The 20,951-nt window shown below is 40.3% G+C and carries 17 protein-coding genes; 7 read left to right on the forward strand and 10 right to left on the reverse strand.

The features are described from left to right. The first annotated feature begins 121 nt into the window (after positions 1–121). Entirely contained in the window at positions 122–259 is a 138-nt protein-coding gene (locus H6G92_RS21405; RefSeq protein ID WP_190895615.1) for a hypothetical protein, read from the forward strand. A gap of 47 nt (positions 260–306) precedes the next feature. Then, on the forward strand, positions 307–441 hold the full coding sequence (locus H6G92_RS40415) for a hypothetical protein (RefSeq protein ID WP_277926769.1): 135 nt from the start codon (positions 307–309) through the stop codon (positions 439–441). A 424-nt stretch (positions 442–865) separates the two neighbouring features. Here the strand turns inward: H6G92_RS40415 and H6G92_RS21410 are convergent, their stop codons facing one another. Continuing rightward, the gene (locus H6G92_RS21410) at positions 866–1,954 is read right to left on the reverse strand and encodes an aromatic ring-hydroxylating dioxygenase subunit alpha (RefSeq protein ID WP_190895616.1); all 1,089 of its coding nucleotides are present in this window, start codon (positions 1,952–1,954) and stop codon (positions 866–868) included. Between the two features lie 338 nt (positions 1,955–2,292). Here H6G92_RS21410 and H6G92_RS21415 point away from each other — a divergent pair, with 338 nt between their 5' ends. Next, positions 2,293–2,718 (forward strand): heavy metal-responsive transcriptional regulator, encoded by a 426-nt coding sequence (locus tag H6G92_RS21415; protein ID WP_190895617.1) that lies wholly within the window; start codon positions 2,293–2,295, stop codon positions 2,716–2,718. A gap of 241 nt (positions 2,719–2,959) precedes the next feature. On the opposite strand, the gene H6G92_RS21420 is transcribed toward H6G92_RS21415, so the two are convergent. The 3 genes from H6G92_RS21420 to H6G92_RS21430 form a co-directional block, all read right to left on the reverse strand. Next, positions 2,960–3,187, reverse strand: coding sequence for a hypothetical protein (locus H6G92_RS21420; protein ID WP_190895618.1), 228 nt, complete (start codon positions 3,185–3,187; stop codon positions 2,960–2,962). 19 nt (positions 3,188–3,206) lie between these two features. Next, positions 3,207–5,483, reverse strand: a complete 2,277-nt coding sequence (locus H6G92_RS21425; RefSeq protein ID WP_190895619.1) for a heavy metal translocating P-type ATPase — start codon at positions 5,481–5,483, stop codon at positions 3,207–3,209. Positions 5,484–5,657: 174 nt separating this feature from the next. Beyond that, positions 5,658–5,855, reverse strand: coding sequence for a heavy-metal-associated domain-containing protein (locus H6G92_RS21430; RefSeq protein WP_190895620.1), 198 nt, complete (start codon positions 5,853–5,855; stop codon positions 5,658–5,660). 220 nt (positions 5,856–6,075) lie between these two features. Here H6G92_RS21430 and H6G92_RS21435 point away from each other — a divergent pair, with 220 nt between their 5' ends. Both H6G92_RS21435 and H6G92_RS21440 read left to right on the forward strand, forming a co-directional pair. Beyond that, positions 6,076–7,047 (forward strand): RtcB family protein, encoded by a 972-nt coding sequence (locus tag H6G92_RS21435; RefSeq protein WP_242059264.1) that lies wholly within the window; start codon positions 6,076–6,078, stop codon positions 7,045–7,047. Positions 7,048–10,633: 3,586 nt separating this feature from the next. Then, on the forward strand, positions 10,634–11,089 hold the full coding sequence (locus H6G92_RS21440; protein WP_190895621.1) for a response regulator: 456 nt from the start codon (positions 10,634–10,636) through the stop codon (positions 11,087–11,089). Between the two features lie 33 nt (positions 11,090–11,122). Here H6G92_RS21440 and H6G92_RS21445 read toward each other — a convergent pair whose 3' ends face one another. The 4 genes from H6G92_RS21445 to H6G92_RS21460 form a co-directional block, all read right to left on the reverse strand. Next, positions 11,123–12,247: a hybrid sensor histidine kinase/response regulator gene (locus tag H6G92_RS21445; protein ID WP_190895622.1), complete on the reverse strand. Its 1,125-nt coding sequence runs from the start codon at positions 12,245–12,247 to the stop codon at positions 11,123–11,125. Positions 12,248–12,282: 35 nt separating this feature from the next. Next, positions 12,283–13,617 (reverse strand): ATP-binding response regulator, encoded by a 1,335-nt coding sequence (locus H6G92_RS21450; RefSeq protein WP_190895623.1) that lies wholly within the window; start codon positions 13,615–13,617, stop codon positions 12,283–12,285. Between the two features lie 284 nt (positions 13,618–13,901). Further along, positions 13,902–14,135, reverse strand: coding sequence for a hypothetical protein (locus tag H6G92_RS41170; protein ID WP_390625427.1), 234 nt, complete (start codon positions 14,133–14,135; stop codon positions 13,902–13,904). A 325-nt stretch (positions 14,136–14,460) separates the two neighbouring features. Continuing rightward, entirely contained in the window at positions 14,461–15,126 is a 666-nt protein-coding gene (locus tag H6G92_RS21460) for a hypothetical protein (RefSeq protein WP_190895624.1), read from the reverse strand. 321 nt (positions 15,127–15,447) lie between these two features. Between H6G92_RS21460 and H6G92_RS21465 the strand changes: the two genes are divergently transcribed. Then, positions 15,448–16,170, forward strand: coding sequence for a response regulator transcription factor (locus tag H6G92_RS21465; RefSeq protein ID WP_190895625.1), 723 nt, complete (start codon positions 15,448–15,450; stop codon positions 16,168–16,170). Positions 16,171–16,251: 81 nt separating this feature from the next. On the opposite strand, the gene H6G92_RS21470 is transcribed toward H6G92_RS21465, so the two are convergent. Continuing rightward, complete coding sequence (locus tag H6G92_RS21470) at positions 16,252–17,616, reverse strand: lipid-A-disaccharide synthase-related protein (RefSeq protein WP_190895626.1); 1,365 nt, start codon at positions 17,614–17,616, stop codon at positions 16,252–16,254. 139 nt (positions 17,617–17,755) lie between these two features. On the opposite strand from H6G92_RS21470, the gene H6G92_RS21475 reads away from it, so the two are divergent. Next, positions 17,756–19,834: a BamA/OMP85 family outer membrane protein gene (locus H6G92_RS21475; RefSeq protein WP_190895627.1), complete on the forward strand. Its 2,079-nt coding sequence runs from the start codon at positions 17,756–17,758 to the stop codon at positions 19,832–19,834. Positions 19,835–19,857: 23 nt separating this feature from the next. Here H6G92_RS21475 and H6G92_RS21480 read toward each other — a convergent pair whose 3' ends face one another. Further along, positions 19,858–20,595, reverse strand: a complete 738-nt coding sequence (locus H6G92_RS21480) for a DUF3598 family protein (protein ID WP_190895628.1) — start codon at positions 20,593–20,595, stop codon at positions 19,858–19,860. Positions 20,596–20,951: the final 356 nt, after the last annotated feature.

The raw sequence follows: 20,951 nt of genomic DNA on the forward strand, positions 1-20,951 counted from the left end.
CCTGATTGTTGAAATTAGCACATTAGTTAGTTAGAGTGCGATCGCACCTTCCCACAAGTTATACAGTATAAAAGGCGATGTCTAACGACAAGCTAGCAGCTACGCATTCCTCACCCACAGTATGACAAACCAAACTTTTACCAACGGTTATGCATTACTCATTGGCGTAGGTGCTGATTTACCAGTCACAGTCAAAGATGCAACGGCTATAGGAGATATACTGATTGATAGCGATCGCACCGATCGCAACAAAAACTAGACGCACTTCAGGCAGAATTTGACATCCGCAGCGAGAAGTTTAAGCAGATGAAGAAAGCTGTAGCAATTGAGGCTGGTACGGCAGTCAACTTTCAACTAGAACAGCAGTTTCTTGATGAAGAGGCAAAACTGGCACATCTTGGCGATGAACTGGATAAAATTGAGTCTGCATTGCAATCATGAGACTTATGTAAATATACAGTTATTTGGCAGATGGAAATCAGGATTTCCTTACCCAGAAAACAAGGAAAATCGGGATATTCTATTAATTGGTGTTTGTTTATACTATTTCAAATTTTTGTAGTGGTTATACTCATGACTTAGGTTCTACCTGGGAATTAGGAAGTGGCTTTGCCACTTCTTTTTATTGATATGGTAGCCCAGTAAAAAATATATTAAAAGTTAAAGTAATTTCGTTGAACTTTTAACCTTTATTAATTGTTATACTACTTGACAAAATACCTGCTATGCAAACATTGGTAAGGGCGTAGGCCTGTACGCCCCTACAGCCGATTCATTTGTTGCAAAGATTCTTGACAATTGGATGATTCGTGTCCGTTTAATTGACCAAGTAGTTTGACGGAATTCTGGTCATATAGACATGATATTAGTCATTACTCATTGTATCTTGCCATCTCTCACGCTTGGGCTTGCTCTCCACATCGCGCGATCGCGCTTCTTGCCAAGTCCCCCACATTAGAGCTTGTTGTCTTTCAACATGGTTAATAAACTGCATGATTGACTGATCTGCTTTGATGGGAGTTTTCAAATCAAACTGAATTGTTTGAAGAATCTTAATGTCACCCATGAGAAAGTACTTAGCTGCAATCTTAGTCAGCCATAGTACCACTCGATTGCATAACAAACCAAAAATTCCTTTACGTTTTTTAGTCATCAACAGAATTTTACCTTCAGTTTTTCCCCCTTCGTGGAGGCGAACTGCAACCATCATGTGGACATGGAAAAAATCGGGGCCAAGTGTCACAATGCCAATGCTACCGTACCAATAGCAAATACTATAAGTTATGGCATTTTTGTAGAAAAGACGGATGAGCTTAATCAAAAAGGAATTGTCTTTGATGGGTGTAGTGTTACTGAAGACAATCGCATTCTCGTTCAGTTCCTGTCTTTCAAAGATAATTTCTATTGGCAGCTTGTGAACTGTATTGAGGTGTTGAGCATCAATCGCATTAATCATCACCACATTGGGGTGACAGTTCATCACAAAGTGAGAATGGATGGCAACATCATACTCTTTTTGTTCCAACTCTGGAATAAAAGGTAGGGGTTGTTGTGGTATTTCTCCAGTCCAAACCCAAATCATCCCATACTTTTCAGCAGTCGGCCAAGTTTGTAACTTTAGGGAAGGCGGCGTATCTAAACATGGGATATCAATACACATCCCTTCAGCATCAAACTTCCAGTGGTGAAAAAAACAACGTAGTGCATTACCCTCAACTTTGCCTTCAGCAAGGTGAGCGCCCATATGCGGACAATAGGCATCAAAAGTAGTTACTCTTCTGTCTTTACCACGGTAAATTACTAGTTTTCTACCCAAAATGGTGACAGGTTTTACTTCACCCACCCGCAGATTTCGAGAGGGTATTACCCAATACCAGCCCTCAATAAAACGCTCTGGATTATTGAAAGTTTTAGGTTTACGGGTTGAGCTAGAAGCCTGCGAGTTGAGATTCATTTTTATGGTTTCACTTGAGGTGAAGCAGTTGATCTAGAAGTAACATGAGAACTATAAAAAAACAGTTACTTTCAGTACCATGACAAACAGTTACCCAATGAATAGCTCAAATTAAATAAGCAAAATATTGGCTGAAAAATATTAAAAATGTTAAAATTATGCTAGTCAAATATCAGCTTGTGTAAGCTAATATCTATTCTGAGTGGATATTTTAAAAATAAAAACTTAGTAATATTTTTAAGTAAAAAATTAAACTACTGAATTTGGCTCAACTCTTTAATGATTTAATAAACCAGAAAAATATGTAATAATAATTACAATATTTGGGAAAATCTGCCGTGTTAACTCAGGAGACAAAACTGCTTTTAATTGGTCAGGTAACAGATATGAGCGGAATCCCCATCAGGACAATTCGCTATTATGAGAGTTTAGGCTTAATCAAATCATCAAGACGAACAGAGGGAGGCTTCCGCCAGTTTTCATGGGATGTGCTAACTCGTCTAGGATTCATTAAAAGGGCACAAAATCTTGGTCTTAGCTTAGAGGAGATTGGAAATATTCTTCAGGTCTATGACCAAGGACAGGCTCCTTGTGGTGAAATAAAAGAAAAGCTCGAAGACAAGCTTTTGCAAATTGATCACCAAATAAATCAGTTGTTAACTTTACGGTCTGAAATAAAGGGATTACTTTCAGGCTGGAAGAATATCGGTGACCACCATGAAGATACAATTTGTCCCATTATTCAAAATACCAGTCAGTACTAAAGAACCATTATTTATGAAACTGCACAAACTCAAGCTTGGTGAAGCAAGGGGATTGAGCAACTGGTTTTGGAGCAATCTCATAGATAATCGGTATGAGTGCTGTTAAATAGAAATGAAGAAAAAAGATAAAGCAATTTCTTCATTATTTATTCCCAACACTTAACTCCTAGCCTCCTTAAAAAAGGGTCTAAAAGCATCTAACAGTCTTTGATACATTACTAACGACTGTTAAAACATCCTTTTAGGATTCAGGACTTTTATAGAGGAGAAACCACCACAACTCTAGTCCAATCAATGCTAAACCACCGATCGCAACACCAACTTTCAAGCCCAAAGGTTGCTCAATATGGTGAAATTGGCTGGTTTGTTCTGGCGAGTGGGCCGGCATTTCTGCTAATACTACACCCGATGTTCCAGTGAGCAGCACTAAAGCTGTAAGACTTCCCCAAAGCGTTTTTTTACTGAACATTTCCTTAATTACCCTGAAATTATGAGATAGCTTTTGGTTGAAAGTTACGCAATCTGAGGGCGTTGCTAACAACAGAGAGTGAAGAAAGAGCCATCGCAGCGCCGGCGATAATTGGATTGAGTAACCAACCAAAGATGGGGAATAGAATTCCAGCCGCAATCGGAATACCAATTACATTGTAAATAAAGGCAAAGAAGAGATTTTGCTTGATATTGTTGATGGTGGCGCGGCTAAGTTGGATAGCTGTCACAATTCCTTGCAAATCTCCAGAAATCAGGGTGATATCGCTAGCTGCGATCGCAACATCTGTTCCCGTCCCAATAGCAATTCCTACATCAGCTTGGGCTAGGGCTGGCGCATCATTTATGCCATCACCTACCATTGCGACAATTTTGGATTTGGGAAATTTCTCTATCTTCCCTTGTAAAGATTGGATAATCGCCGCTTTTTGATCTGGACGCACTTCGGCAAAGATTCGCTGGATGCCAACTTGCCCCGCGATCGCATCAGCAGTTTTACGATTATCTCCGGTCAGCATTACTACCTCTAAACCTAACTTCTGTAAAGCTTTCACTACTGCTGTTGATGAAGGTTTGAGGGCATCAGCAATACCCATTACCCCTTGTAGTTCACCATCTACAGCAATCAAAATGACTGTTTTACCAGCGGCTTCCCATGCATCTTTATACTGCTGGAGAGTTATGGTGTTAATTCCAAGTTCTGTTAACCAGCGTTGTGTACCAATTTGTACAAGCTGATTTGACACAACTGCTTGGACACCACTACCTGCGATCGCTACGAAGTTCTTTACTTCTATTAAACTCACCTCTTGAGACTGGGCGTATTTCACAACCGCTGCCGCCAAGGGATGTTCAGAATTGTGTTCCACCGTTGCTGCTAACTGTAAAAGCTTGATTTCATTACCATTCGCTGTACCGTTAACAGTCACAAAGTCTGTAACCGTGGGTTTCCCCTGAGTTAAAGTGCCAGTTTTATCTAGAACGATGGTTTGAATTTTGTGTGCTAGTTCTAAGCTGTCCGCACCCTTAATCAATATGCCATTTTCTGCACCTTTGCCCGTCCCCACCATTACAGAAGTGGGGGTAGCTAAACCCAAAGCACAAGGACAAGCGATAATTAGTACGCCTACAGTTGTCATTGTTGCTAAGGTGAGGTTGCCAGTGAAATTAAACCAAATGACGAAAGTGGCGATCGCAACGGCAATCACAGCTGGTACAAACCATCCTGTAACTTGATCTGCCAAGCGCTGAATTGGTGCTTTAGAACCTTGGGCCTGTTGCACTAGTTTGACGATTTGAGCCAAAAACGTATCATTTCCGACTCGTGTCACCCGAAACTGAAATGCACCCGCACCGTTAATCGTCGCCCCAATCACTTCATCTCCTGACTGCTTTTTGACTGGCAAACTTTCACCCGTCACCATCGCTTCATCTACCGTCGAAATGCCTGCAATCACTTCGCCATCTACCGGAATCTTCTCACCAGGGCGCACTAAAATCACATCGTTGATTCTGACTTCGGCTATGGGAACATCAATTTCTCTACCATCACGGATAACTCTGGCATCTCTAGCTTGCAATCCGATAAGTTTGCGGATAGCTTCAGAAGTTTGTCCTCTAGCGCGATTTTCTAACAACCGCCCCAACAAGATTAAGGTAATGACAATGGCGGCAACTTCATAATAAATATGAGGTATCAAGCCCTGAGCAATAAAAAATTTCGGGAAAACAGTCACAAACAAAGAATATAGATACGCTGCACTTGTACCCAAAGCAATCAGCGTGTCCATCGTTGCCGTATGGCGCTTGAGACTTTTCCAGCCATTACGGTAAAAAGATCCACCACACCAAAAGACGACGGGTGTTGTCAGCACTAACTGTACCCAAGAATTTTGCAGGAAACTTGGAATCAAGGGTAAATTCAGCCCAGTCATCATGGGCAACGACCCCAAAAGTAGGAAAATGCTGATTACACCTCCCACCACTACCTTGAGGGAGAGTTGGCGTTGTAATGCTTGCCTAGTCGCTTTTTCAACATCATCTTCTTCAGAGAGCAATTCTTCCTGGAGTGAGTAGGAAGAGTATCCCGCAGCAGCGATCGCAGCTTGGATTTTCTCTAAATTTGCTAGAGAGCGATCGTACCTGATGGCGGCTTGTTCTGCTCCAAAGTTAACGTTGCAGTCCCTTACCCCTGGTACAGAGCGAATTGCCTTTTCGATGTTGTTAGCGCAAGCGGCGCAACTCATCCCTCGAAGTTTGAGTGTGAGAGTATCCATAACTAGATGAACCACTGTGATTGATGTGGGAGGATCTTAAAGTAATTCGTAATTAAATTATTTGGGGATTTAGACCCCAACTAATTCAAAATCGCCAAGAAAGACAATTACACGCTAGTGCTTCGCCAATAATTACGAATTACGTTAGCGTAGCGGGGCGAAGCCCATTACGAATTAGTTAGCAACTGGATAGCCAGCAGCAGCCAACGCTTCTTTAATTGCTGTTTCTGATGCTTGAGTTTCTACACTGACAAGCTTGGTTGTTGGATCAGCCTGAACGTTAGCATTGGCATCGACTGCCTGAAGTGCTTTGGTGATGGTGCTTGCACAAACAGAACAAGCCATGTTGGGAACTGTGAGTTGGAGAGTCATAGATTTACGGGATAGAGTGGAAAAGCTAGCCAAACTAAAGTGGATGGCTAGGGCACATCCGTCAACAGTCAGAAATTTCTGGTTGAGAGTCGCCTTAAATTCATCCTAGACTCTCCAGTCGGCTGGAGAGTCTAGAGATTTTTAAAAGTTTTTAGCTAAACTTCAAATTTATTTATAGACGTAGTACAAAAATTGCTAATTTGGTACGCGTGATGTGAAAATGACTGCTGACGCAATGCGATCGCTATTTCAGTACGGAGTTCCCGGTTGGCTGGATGCCATGCTAGATCGGCCTACGGGGAGTGTAGTCAAATCTGATTTGCAGCAACTTGCCCAAGAGAGCGAACGCATCTTCTTAGGTGGTTCAATGGATGGTGACTGGAAACTTGCGCCTGAAGAATTGGTTCCCGATGCTGGACTGGTACGTGATGGCGGACTGGCAACCATTGGCGGCGGCAATCATTTTGTAGAAGTGCAGCGAGTTGATAAAGTCGAAAATCGCACCCTTGCCCACGCCTGGGGAGTGCGCGAGGGACAACTGGCTTTTATGATTCACTCCGGTTCCCGAAATGTGGGTAAGTATATTGGGGGAATGTGGCGAGATAAAGCTAAAGCGACTTGGCAAAAAGGTCTGAAGTACCCTGATTCTCAGATTTTTCCTCTCTCTACTTATTCTCACCCCGAACTTGTCGCCAGTTACCTACAAGCTGAAGCCACTGCTGCTAACTATGCCTTTGTCAATCGCCTGCTGTTAGCTGAACTGCTACGTCTGCGTTTACGAGAAGTATATAAAGATGTAGAAGCACCTCTAGTTTATGACTTGCCGCATAACATCACCTTGCCAGAAGGTCAAGGATGGTTAACACGCAAGGGCGCTTGTCCCGCTCATGTAGGGCAACCAGTGATTATTCCTGGTTCAATGGGTGCTGATTCTTATCTAATGGTGGGTAAAGGCAATCCAGCATTTTGTAATTCTGCCTCACATGGGGCGGGAAGAATTTATTCTCGTTTCGACCTCAACCGCAGGGGTGCATCTCAAAGTGAGGCGGAGCTGGGATTAACCGGGATAGACTGCATTACCCTGCGTCAAGAACGCCGAATTGAAGAAGCACCCGCCGCCTACAAACTGATTCAGTCTGTGATTGATGTGCAGGTTGAGGCAGAAATGGTGGATATTGTAGCGCGCGGTTGAGTCCGGTGTTGACGTTTAAGGCGTAGCTGCTAAATAAAAAGCCCCTGGTATTAGCCAAGGGTATCCATCTTTATTCCCTGATATTAGAATCGCATCTGTGAAGCTATGGTAAATCCGTATTAATGCAATTACTGCATAATTTCGATGATCATTTTGCAATCAGCTAGTTAGATAGGAATTTACTCAGCATCATCAATGAGAGCGATGTCTACGACAGGCTATAACGCTCGCAGACTCGCTAACGCCCTTGGTGTCTCCCCTTCTCTACGAGACGCTGCACAAAGGGAGAAGACTCGTTATCGGTGTCGCTTCTTTCTCTTCACTTGCTGACAAAAAAGGTTTAGCTGAGTGCTAAACCTCATATTTAGTGCTTGAGCAGACATCCCAAATTAATTTAGAATGACTTTTCTAGCAGTTCATCTTCCTATAGACTGTATCCAAATATCTTGAAAACTGATACATAATTACCTGATCAGTCATAATAAAAGGCTTGGTTAAACCAAGCCTCTATATATACCAAGCATTTACTACACCAAGATTAATTTAGACTGACTCATACTTTAGTTCATCTCCCTATAGACTGTATCCAAATATTTTGAAATTTGATATAACATTTCCTGGTTGTTTATTAAAAAAAGGTTTGGCTGTGAACCAAACCTCAATAATTGCTGTGCTTAACAACGTACTAAATTAATTTAGTTCTACTCTATATTACAGATCATCATCCTAGAGGATGTGTATAAATATTTGGAAATCTGGTATTGCTTTACTTGGTAAAAACATTCACTTTTTGATTTAAAAATTGATTAAAAAATATACAAAACATCTACCTAAAGTATGAAAAAGACTTGGCTTGAAGCCAAGCCTCCATATATACCAAGTGTTTACCACATCTAATTAATTTAGAATTAGGTTGACTTCAGCTCATTTTCCTAGAAGATGTATACAAACATTCTAAAAGCTGAAGCTCTCCTTATCCCAAAGCTAGGGTGTACACACAAGTAGACCCAGAGCCAGTTTCCAGGCTAAAAAGGTGGATTTTTCTCGTTCCCATGCTCCGCATGGGAACGAGTCAAGCCTTATCAAGCTAGGTTTTTAGGACTTGTGTGTACACCGTAGTTATTCCAAAGGGAGAAGCTAGCGCCTGCTGTAGGGGCCGTTCAAGCAAGCTACAGCGTCTCTTTTGTGAGAAGGGCTGTAGGGAAATGACTCGAAGAGGCTGGGCTATTTGCCCTTGGTCTCAGCCCTTCTCTATGAGGCGCTACTTTGCATTGAGTAATGGCTCTTTATCGCCAGATTTGAATCCCCAAGGTGGATTCTGACAATTAATACCTTTATTGTTTCTCATAAATCCAGTGGATAACAATCTCGACAGACAATTTACTTCTACTCCGATAAAAGTCTCTTTTCCACTTATCTAAATTTTTAGAAAAAACCCTGGGTATTATTCCAGGGCACATACACGTTTTTCAGGCATTAACAGGCTGAATAATAACTTTGTAAAATAGTTATTTCTACTATCCATAGAATGATACGAATATCGATCCATATATGGTAATGGTGTTTTTTTGTTGCTTGGTCTATTTATAGATGGTATTTTATAACACTAACCTATTAGATTTTGATGATATTTACTATTCCTTTAGTACCAGGTCAAACATTCTGTAATCTGATATTAATCTCTTAGTGATATAAGCTTAGATTCAAAAATTGTAGAGTAAGTATTTTACTAACTATTTATACATTTTACTTGCTGAGTGCTACTCACGAAAAAGGCATGGCTAAAAGCCACGCCCTATATATACCAAGTGTTTACCATACCTTGCTAATTTAGAATTACTTTGATTTCAGTTCATCTGTCTATAGTGTGTTTACAAAAAATCTACAACCTGTTGGCAAGTTAATAATATATTTATTGCTATAAAAAAGGTTTCTATAAACTTAGATATTAATCTGGCACCAGTGCTTTATATAATTTCTAATAAAATATACTTCATGATGACGTACTTAAATAAAAACATAGAGTGATAAGTATAATTTGTAAATTCGGTTAAGCTAGTTATATGAATAAAGGCTTGGTATTCAACGAAGCCTTAAAGGTTGCTTTAAAAGTGGTCAGATATGATTTAGGTATCTTATTGATCCTCCCAAGCACCACTTAAAAATAGGGGGTTTGGGAGAATATAAAAACATTTAATACATCAATATAAACTTTAAAAATATTCTCTTAGATAATGGTAAAGTCTATCAGCAGAATTTAGATATTTTAGTTTCTCAAGACATCTACCGTTAGGTACTATACAAATATTCTAGAAGCTGTTAGTACACGATGATAGTAGCCATGAAAAAGGTTTAGCACTCAGCTAAACCTCCATAGAAAGCAGTTATTCGACACACCAGAATTAATTTAGAGCTACTCTAACTTCTGGTCATCTTCCTCTAGGGTGTGTACAAGAATTATAAAATCTGATATCTAGCAACATAAACAATATAGGAATTAATTTAACCCCCCTTGGATAGAGAAAAATTTAAATATATGGGATTCAAAATAAAATATATCACATATCAAATCAACATGCAGTAATGCTCTAATTTAATAAAAAATTTGATTGCATAAAACTTCAAACAATGCTGTAATTAATTCATGTATTTCAGCTAATTTAAATCTCTTTTAAAGCATAAAAAATAACTAAAATTAAATGTAATTTATGGAAGAATCTTCTAAAGATAATCTTGCGATCGCTAGCAAGTAGATAAACCTAAACAAACAATACTTGGTAGTAAGTAATAAAATTTTTTACCTTTGGTTCTCTAATATTCACTATGAACCAGAGTTCGTATTGACCTACTTACCAATTTTATATAAGGTTATGCTTTATTCAATGCCTGGCTATTGCCGTCACTCTTACCTGTAAGGTTAAGGTTTAATTATCCTGTTTGTTGATATTTTGTAGCATACAATACTAAATAAAATATCAATAATCTATAAACAAATTTCTGCATCAGCCTAGCATGTCGTAGACATCGCACTATGCTAAAGTAGGAAGCATCCTTTGATAAACAATCATTGTCAACAAGGACACAATATATAATGAGCATCTGCTTCCTTTCTAGAAACTATCAAAATCAATCTCTTGGTTTGCTTACTAGTAAAAACTTAATTCAATCGCCTCTGTACAAGCAATTGAGATGGTGTTGAAATTTTATTCAGTACGCCAAAACCAGTACTGAATTTAACAGTTAATAACTTTGATTACTTACTTTATTCAGTATCTTTAAAACCTAAAATCGTACATAGGTCAAGTGATACTGTTATAAATAATCATATGATATTTATATATAAAGTTATTATGAACATACTGAGAAATTATTCTGTAATTTTGCGTATAATCAAAAAGTATCTGCTAAACCCATCAGCTTGAGGTTTTCTTATCTCAGCTATTTTTGCATGGGTTAGAGTTATCAACTAGGCAAAAGTAAAACACAAACCAATCTTAACTAAGCACTATTTTATTGTTCGCAGGAAGCCTCGTCTTTATCTCCCAAGTAAAGACGATGACTCCTAATAAAATCTTCTGGAGAAGAGATGTATTTGGCACATTCATTCATGAGTGATGAAAAGAAGCAAAACTCTCACCAGCCTTTGATTTTGGCAGTTGAAGACCATGATGATAGTCTTTTGCTGATTAGTTATGCTCTTGAGTCAATGGGTTGTAGATTTATTTGTCAAACAGATTCTTCTGCAACGGTTCTGGTGGCCAAAGAATATCAACCAGACTTAATCTTGTTGGATATTTTGTTACCAGGTCTTAGCGGTATCGATGTTGTGCGTCATCTGAAGCAAGAACCCTTAACTTGTACAATTCCAGTAGTGGCAGTCACAGCTTTAGCTACCACGGACGATCGTGAGCGTATTTTCAAGGCTGGATTTAATGATTACATCAGCAAACCCTATATGCTTGAGGAATTAGAGGCTATAATTCGCCGTGAACTGGGAAAAAAATTCGCCCCTTACTCAGCTTTTGAGCTTTGTCAGGATTAGCAGTTAATCAGAACAATATGAAGGTGGAAGAACTTAAATGTTTTTAGGTAGTTGGAGAGTGAACAGACTACCTTTACCTAGTTCAGAGGTAACGTGGATAGTTCCTGCGTGCGCTTCTACAATCCGGTGGGATAAATGTAGCCCTAAGCCACTACCTGAGCGTTTATTTTTGCCTTGGCGAAATCGCTCGAAAATTGTTGCCTGATCTTCAGGCGCAATCCCATACCCTGTATCTTCTATCTCAATTGTTACTGAATCTTGATTTGCTTGATTAGGTGATCCTTCAAAAATACGAATTGTTATGCCTCCGGTATCTGTAAATTTGATGGCATTTGCAATCAAGTTGTTTAGCACCCGCCGTAATTCCAAGCGATCGCCCATAATAATACCAGCATTTTTACGCTGTGAATCTAAATCACTGGTATCTATTTTCAGAATCAATCCTTTTTCACCAGTTAAAGGACTTAGTTCGCTGACTACTTCTTGAGATATCTCACGTAAATCGCATACTTCCCAATTCAACGTTTTTTTACCTGCTTCGAAGCGATACACTTCTAGGAGGGTATTTACCATGTCCATCAAATTTTGGTTACTGCGAATCATAACTGCGATCGCCTGTTTCATTTCCGGCGAAATTTTGCAGAATGTTTCCATCTCAAACAAACTCAACATGCGATCGGCCGCTACTAAGGGAGTTCGCAAATCATGAGTCAGACGAGAAACAAAGTCTTCTCGTTGGCGGGCCATTTTCTGTTGTTCATCCAGACTGTGCTTGAGACGCAACAGCGATCGCACCCTTGCCAATAGTTCATCAGTATCAAATGGTTTGCGAATAAAATCGTCAGCACCAGCATCCAAACCTTCGACAACGCTGGATTCATGAAAGGCTGTAATCAACAGAATTGGAATATAACTAATTGTTGGGTTCTTCCGAATCCGACGCGTGACTTCATAACCATCTATCCCTGGCATCATCACATCTAACAAAATCAGATCGGGCGGAGATTGTTCGACTTGACGCAAAGCTTTTATGCCATCTGAAGCCAAATCAATTTCATACCCCTCACTTTCTAAAATTGTTTGAACCAAAATAAGGTTATCTCGAGTATCGTCAACTGCGAGAATCCGATAAATTCTATTATTTTCAACTACAGACATAATTTATAAATTTTTATCGTTTTTTTGGAAGTAATTTATAGTTTAAATTTAGGATATCCTATTGGTGCTTGTCTAGCTTGGGAAGATAAATGATGTGGATTTTTCGCAGAGCAAAAAATCCCGTCACCATCTAAGTGCAAAGCTGGAGCATCATCTGTTATGTTCGGTAATGTTATTTGACGGGGCAATTCAATTTTAAACATAGAACCGATGCCCAATTTGCTCTCAAGAAAAATTTTCCCGCCCATCATTCGCACTAGCGAATCTATAATTGCCAAACCCAAACCTGTACCTGGATATTTGCGAGTAATAGTTTGATCGACTTGCCGAAATGCTTCAAAAATACGTTTAAAATCTCTGGGTGCTATGCCAATACCTGTATCCCGAACAATAATTGCCACTCGATTTGCAGGTAGTTCCTTAACCTCAACCCAAATCTCGCCAAACTCTGTGAACTTAATGGCATTGGAGAGCAGGTTAATTAAAATTTGTTTGACACGAACAGGATCATTAAATACCAAACTATTTTGCAAATCGATTTCCACTAACAATGAGAGATTTTTGGCATCAGCTAGGGAACGCATTTCACTTACAGCGAGATTGATTACCTTTGATACATCAAATATTTCCGCCTTTAAGTCTAATCGTCCCGCCTCCAGCTTGGAAAAGTCAAGCACTTCATTCAGCAGCATCAGCAAATGCTTTCCATTATTCAAGATGCGCTCAATCATATCTGCTTGCTGGTGAGTTAATTGACCGAACTTAGGACGCAGCAGTATCTGCGAAAAACCAATAATCGCGTTCATCGGCGTTCTGAGTTCGTGAGACATAGTTGCCAAAAAATGTGATTTTAGTAGTGATGCCTCCGATAGCTTGAAGTTTTGCATTTGAATCTGTTGCTGTTGTCTCTCCAATTCTTGGTTCTTATGAATGAGTTGTTCATGACTTTCTCGGAGCTGCTCTTTTACTAAAGCTGCCTGCGTTTCAGCCCGATAAATCCGAATTGCACTTCGCAATACCTGTGCCAACGTCTCTGGAGATATCCTAGACTTAGATAGATAGTCTGTAGCACCAGCTTTCAATAATTGCAAAGCAATTTGTTCATCTCCTTGACCAGTTAGGACTACTAAAGGTACTTTAATTTCCGAAGAACGTAACTGTTGAATCAAGGTTAGCCCGTCTTGGTCTGGTAAGCGATAGTCGAGGAAAACACAATCATAGGCAGTAGTGGATAAGGCAGAAAACGCATCATGGCCATCGCCTACTTCAGACAGTTCCATCTGAACACCTGCTTTAGTCAGGGCATGACGGACTGCCATCCGGTCTACTTCCTCATCGTCTACAACCAAAATTTTCAGCGTCTCTTCCATCGGTTTTTATTTTTGCCGCCAAACATAGGTTGATGTATATCATTTCTCTTTTCAGATTATCCAACTAAATAAAGAATATAAGATTTTCGGACATCTAAAATCTGTAACTTGATTGACTAAGACATTTCGCACAATATCTAATACTTGTTGAGCGTTGCCCTAATCTCTACAAACTTAGGGAAGGTTAAAGGCTTTAGAATATATTTAGCTAAATTTAAGTTTTCAGCTTTCACTCGCTGTTGATCTTGATTTGAGACCGTTATTATAACTCCAGAAGTTACTCTCTATTGCGGGTCAGAACGTAATTCTTGTGGGAATACGATGCCACCCATCTTTGGCATAGTCAAATTTAGCAAAACCAGGTGTTGCTTAGTGGTAACTTCGGGATGCTGTCCGTGATTGCTGTGCAACGTTATTAGTGCCTCTAGCCCATTTTTTGCAAGGTGAACCAGATTCATAGTATTAACTTTATTGAATGCCTGCTTGACATTCATCACATCAACTTCGTTGTCCTCCACTACTAGTATGTTAATAACTCTTTTAGGCCTTTTATTGGATTAAATTCAGTCTGTTGTATCCTAAATCTGGTAAATTAACCAGAGTATTGCAATTGAACTTCTAGCAATTGACCAATGATTCTAAATCAATAAGCAATTAACAAACCGAAAACTATTGCTCTGAAGACAGCAAACATAGCTGATATAAAGTAAAATAAAATACTTTACTAAGCTTAAAACAATTGTAAATGAGTGAGCTAGCGACCGTCGTCAGCCATTGGTGAGAGTTGCATACCATTATCGTGTACCATAAGCTTGAGCGGTTTTACTCATCAGATTGCTTAGATCAGGTAAACAAGAAAGTACTACCTATACCGATTTGTGAATTTGAAGTAATCCTACCTCCTGAAATTTCGACAATTTTCGTAACGATCGCCAGACTTGTGTTAGCATTTTCAGGGCGATCGCAGTCTCGCACTGTTTGGAAAATTACCAAAACCTTCTCGTAAATTTGAGGAAGAATACCAATTTCTTCCAATCCTTTTGGTGTTAAGAAGATTAGTTGTCCACTTTGATTGCTGAAGGGTTGAACTTGTAAGCCGTAAGTTACCCACCATCTGGACACACGAGTGATTACAGTTCTTAGTTGTGCTTGAATTCCTTTTGAAATTGTCGACCATCGAGCCTGACTTTTCACGTTATCTGGAAAAACCAACGCCAGACCCAAAACTCTTAACCCTACAAGGATTAAGGGAAAATTCCCAGCTTTTCTCCTTGAAGGGGAGAAATTTGCCAAATACCGTGAAAAGTCAGACCAGCAAGCTTCCCACAAAGAACGACGAATTACCTCGTTACTGGCGATTCCACCAAATTTTAAGGCCGTCCGATTTTCTTCCATGAGTATGTCTATTGGCTCCATCAATTCGATGAATCCAAAGGTTTGGTTAAAAATCGCTCGAAACCATCGTTTACTTTTTCGTAAGGCAACTTTGACTTTTTGTAATTTGTCCATTTTTGTAAGCTTTTTTGAAAGCTTTATACAAGAAAATAGCAATTAACTAATGGAACATGGCAGATGAAAGCTGAATTTTGAGCAAGGGAGAAGTAATTTGGCATTCGTCTCAATATTTCATACTTTTTATGCAAGTATCCATATATCTCCAGCTAGATATGTCCTCTATCTAAATATAAAAAAGTAGGATATTTATTATTTCTATCGGTGGATGCAGAGAGGTTGAAATATCATCTATCTTTGGTTTGGGAAAATATAGAGATAGTGCTTACAAAAGGTAATACTTTGAAAGATGCAAACAGCATAAGAGCGAGTGTAGCGATGAATGAAATTAGCATTATTTTAATTGAAGATCATGACTTAACGCGAATGGGGCTAAGAGCGGCATTACAATCCCACAGCGCCTTGAAAGTAATTGGCGAAGCGGCAAATGCTACCCAAGGACTAAAACTATTGGAAACGGCAAAACCAGATGTAGCTGTTGTAGACATCGGTTTGCCTGATATGGATGGCATTGAACTCACCCGTAAATTCAAACGCCACCAAGCTGAAACTGGACAGACGGGAACCAAGATTCTCATCTTGACAATGGATCACACAGAGGATGCTGTACTTGCAGCTTTCGCGGCGGGTGCTGATTCTTATTACATGAAAGAAACAAGTATCAGTAAATTAACTGAGGCAATTCAAGCAACTCACGGCGGTAATTCTTGGATTGATCCGGCAATTGCCAACGTGGTATTGCGGAAAATGCGGCAAGGTATACCTGGAGAAAGCCAAAATTCTGACAAACCGAAGACTGTAAAAATCGAGGCGCTAGCGTCAGAATATGAGCAAGTATTGGAAACATACCCCCTAACTCAACGGGAATTGGAAATCTTAGAATTGATTGTAGCTGGGTGTAGCAATGGGCAAATTGCCGAGAAACTCTACATTACAGTTGGTACTGTAAAGACCCATGTTCGTAATATTCTAAATAAATTATGTGCTGATGACCGTACCCAAGCTGCTGTAAGAGCTTTACGTTCTGGGTTGGTGGCTTAAGGAACTGGGGAGATGGGGGAGACAAGGGGACAAGGGGACAAGGGGAATAACCATCCCCAAAGCTTAATGCCCAATACCCCTTCAACCCAACCGTTCCTGCAAGCAATCAGCAATCCGTCGTGCTGCTCCCGATTTTCCCATGCGTCGCACACCATTTTCGGCGATAATTTGCAAAATATCAGGATCTTTGAATAGGGACTGTACAACCTTCGCAACTTCTGCTGGCTGCTCGACTAAAATCAAAGATGAACCTAAAAGGCGACTTTGAGCTTCTGCAAAGGCAGGATTATATTGGGGCCCATTACCGGAAATTGCGATCGCAGGTTTTCCTAAACCAATAAACTGTTCTGTGGCTGTACCTGCCATTGCGATCGCTATATCTCCCAAATGCAAGCAATCATTATAGGCTTGTTGTGTCAGCAGTAGATAAGCATTCCTTTGTTTAAATGTCAAGATATTTTGATCGGCAATTTGGATAGGACATGCTGATTCAATGCGCCAGCCTTGGGATTGGACGCTTTGGGATAAAATATTAGAGTCTAAACCTGGAGCGATCGCACCTAAAAACACCACTGTGCCAGAAGTGTAAAACACCGAATCTCGCTCTTGGAAACTTGCCAACAACGCAGATACGGCAATCATAATTGTTTCCCAGTTGCTGTATGCCTCCGGTGGACGGGAACCAGGAAGAAGAGTCACCATGAAAGGCCGAACTATCTCTTGCTGTTGACTATCCTGACTATAAAATTGTTGGCGTGAAAAGGTCGGTTCTAGACCATCCATCATGGGATTACCCAAATTAAAAGCTGGAATTGGCCATTGTTTTAAGGTTTCCGTCGTCAGCGCATCTCTAGGAAACACCGCCTTACAACGGCGACGACTCATTAACCAACGTTCCCAAGGATGGTAAACTGAACCGGAAAAGTTTTCCCAACGCGCGTTTTTAGATTTCCGTGGTAATAATCCAGCTTCATCCCGCACATAATATTCAGATTTCGCCGTACCAACAAAAGCATAATTAGCACCACTGAAAGTTGCAAACAACAGCGGGACAATATCTCCCACAGCTAAAATCGCTCTTTTATTACCTAATTTTTTTTGAGAACTCACCCAACGGCGGACAGCTTTAATCTGGCTGAGGGTAAGTTGCAATAAACCACCGCGGACATCGCGCACTAATTGGCGGTTATCCATATAAATAAAGCCGCCAGAAGGCATAGTGCGGACTGAACCAATGAGGGGGATATCCAACTCTTGGTAAGCACGTCCTTCACCCACCAGAGGTAAAGCAAATATCTCTGGTGGGTTTAATTGTCGTTGGAGTTCTTGCAAAATCCGAACTGCAATCATATCTTCCCCATGACCATTACTTAATACAAGTAACCGCAAAGGAGAAGTTGCAGCTTGGAAGTTAGAACCTAGAGATGATCGAGATACATTACTCATAAGAAACAAAATATCAAAATTAACTGTCTGTTGGGGTAAGAGGTATAAATAGGGAAATTGGCGAAGAAGCTGGAAGTTAGTATTATCCCTATTCGCCAGCCTCACTACAACTAACTCCCAGTTAATTAGGTTAAATATTATGCGAGTTTCTGCTACTGCTATTTTTACTTTAGCTACTTTAGCTGCTGCCAATGTTACTCAGCAAGCAACTGCTGCACCTGCTAAAATCGTTACTCCAACTGCAAAAGCTGGTAACTTGGTAGTGCCGATAATTGAAGACACTCCCGCACGGGTAGAGACAATTGCTTCTCCAGAAACTATAGTTGCACAACAATTTTCCCAAAATCCCGTCGCCGTGCAAACAGGTGCAAACAAAAATTCCACAGTAGTCTTAAAGTCAGCAAAAGAGTTAATTTCCCAAGTCACCCTCCCGATTTCCCCCGCCTCCCCTGCTCCCTCATCTCTCAAAACCCCTAATACTGAAAGCAATTTAGTAGTCACAGCTACAGATGTACAGGTAGTGGGAGCCAATCAAGAATTGCAGGATATCATTCGCAAAGTCATTAAAACTCAGGCGGGTGGAGAAACCAGTCAAAGCCAGCTACAAAAAGATGTAGCTGCAATTTTGGATACAGGTTTATTTAGCAATGTCAGTGTAAATAGCTTTAGCACACAGGCTGGATTGAATGTAGTTTATCAAGTGCAACCGGTGATTGTGCGATCGCTGCAATTATCTGGCGCTAAAGTCCTCACCTACCCAGTAGCTCAACAACGTTTGCAATCTCAGATTGGAACCATTATCAGTCCTGCTGGACTTCAGCAAGCAGTAGCACAAATTAATAAGTGGTACGCCGACAATGGTTATAACTTAGCACGGGTGTTATCAATTAAACCCAATTCTCAAGGTATTCTCACTGTGAATGTCGCTGAAGGCTTGGTGAGTGATATCAAGTTTCGCTTTGTCAACGACGAGGGTAAAACCATTGATAGCAAGGGAAATCCCGTGGGAGGACGCACCAAACCAGATTTCCTCCAACAGCAACTCAAGCTAAAACCTGGACAAATATTCCAAGAAAATGTCGTCAAACAAGACATACAACAGCTATATCGGACTGGTTTATTTGAGACTGTGAATGTTGCCTTAGAAGGAGATGCGACCAAACTAGATTTAGTCTACCAACTCAAAGAAACTGGGGCGCGAGGTGTTAACTTAGGTGGTAGTTACAATGCTGATCAGGGATTAACAGGTACAATTAGCTATCAAGATCAGAATGTCGGTGGTATTAATGATACTTTAGGTGTGAATCTTGCTGTAAGTAGCCGAGACTTGCAGTTTAATAGCAAATTTATCAGTCCCTATCGGACAACTAACCCCGATCGCTTGGGGTACACTGTCAATGGTTTTCGTAATCGGGAACTTTCGGAAACTTTTGATGACAAGATTACGCTAGCTAACGGCGACAAAGTGCGGGAAGGTCAAATTGGCGGAAGTTTCAGCTTACAGCGACCAATTGACGATTGGAACACCTCCTTAGGATTAAACTATACCCAAACTAGTATTCGCGATCGCCAAGGTAATATTACCTCAACAGATGCTCAAGGCAATCCCCTATCTGCGAGTGGAACTGGCGTTGATGACCTAACTACCGTATCCTTCACCGCCACCAAAGACCAACGAGATAACGCCACCAATCCAACTCAAGGTTCCGTTTTGAGTTTGAGTACAGAACAATCTGTCCCCATCGGTCAAGGTAATATTTCCCTAAATCGCCTCAAAGCCAATTACAGCCAATATTTGCCAGTGCAGTTATTTAACACTAAACAGCCGCAAGTATTTGCGGTGAATCTGCAAGCTGGTACTGTTATTGGTAATTTACCACCCTACGAAAGCTTTAACTTGGGTGGTACCAACTCAGTACGCGGTTACGATTCTGGAGATGTAGGGAGTGGTCGCAGTTATGTGTTAGCTTCCGCAGAATATCGTTTTCCCGTCTTACCAATAATAGGGGGTGTATTATTTGCCGACTTTGCCTCAGACTTAGGTTCTGGTGATACTGTATTGGGAGATCCAGCGGGTGTGCGAGATAAACCAGGGTATGGTTTTGGTTATGGGGCTGGAGTGCGATTAAATTCACCACTAGGCTTAATCCGGGCTGACTATGGTATTAATGACCAGGGAGAAAGCAAGGTGCATCTAGGCATCGGGCAGCGGTTTTAAGAGAATTTTTTCTATGTTTGCCATCAGCGATTGAATACTTCTAAGGTAAAGCTTGTAAACCCAGATATGTCGAAATGGCGAACACCTCGCAGCAATAAAGTAGAATTTACCAGCCATTCTGTCACCAGAAAAAACTCTGTTTCACTCTCTATATATTTTGGGATAGTGATTGATACGCCATCTTTCAACCGCAAGCTGAGATAATTCTTATTTAAATCTTCTAGTTGTATCCATGAAGTTGAAACTGTGGGTGACACTATACACTCAGGTGACATTTTGGTAATTATTCCTTGCCAACCACTTAATTGATTTGCAGGAGGTAGAAGAGGTTCATCGGCTTTTCCTCCCAAGCTTTCAGAAATTATCAAAATATCTAAAGTACCATTTTCGTTGTATCTGGCAACTGCACTCCTACGCCTATCTTGATGCTTAAAACCAGTCTCAAAAAAGAACACTGAGCCAGATTTTACTTCTTGAGAACCCCATGAAAAACTATCGCTCAAATGAAGCGATCTTATGTGAGGTTTTTTATGTGGGCCATAGGTTTCTAATTTGTTTGTTCCATCAGCATAAGTAGAATAATTATGATGATTCATTTCACTTCCATCACTGCTTAAATGAAAGCTTCTGACACATTGATGAGAGCGAATTAATTCGCCCTCCAAATTGTAAACGTTCCAAGTTCCATGCCAGTCTCCAATATGACTACAAAAATTCTCCCAGTTTTGCAGTTTGGCGTTTGTTATGGTGTCTGAATTCATTGCTAGCTGTTGTCTAGATTATTATTTGCTATCAACAGTAATAATCATATAGGAAGCCTAAATAATATGTTAAAAATTTTAGGTAATATAGGTTAGGTAGCTCTTTGGGATTGTAGCAACTAGCATGTAAAGTCGTACTTCCTCACTGATATCACGGACGTGGGAGACAGCTTGAGCCTGTTTGCTCCTTTAGGATTTCTTGTCTCTCGCGTTATCCTATGAAAAAGATAAAACTATTGCGATCAGGGGAAGGTTTTCCCGCTTAGGGAATTCCAACAACTAAATCATTCCGTAAGATAGACAAGCGAAAACCCTGCCCAAAAATATGGGAAAATTTTTTGGAAATTCCCCAAGAT

Origin of the sequence: Nostoc foliaceum FACHB-393, assembly GCF_014698505.1 — a bacterium.
Classification (GTDB): Bacteria; Cyanobacteriota; Cyanobacteriia; order Cyanobacteriales; family Nostocaceae; genus Nostoc; species Nostoc foliaceum_A.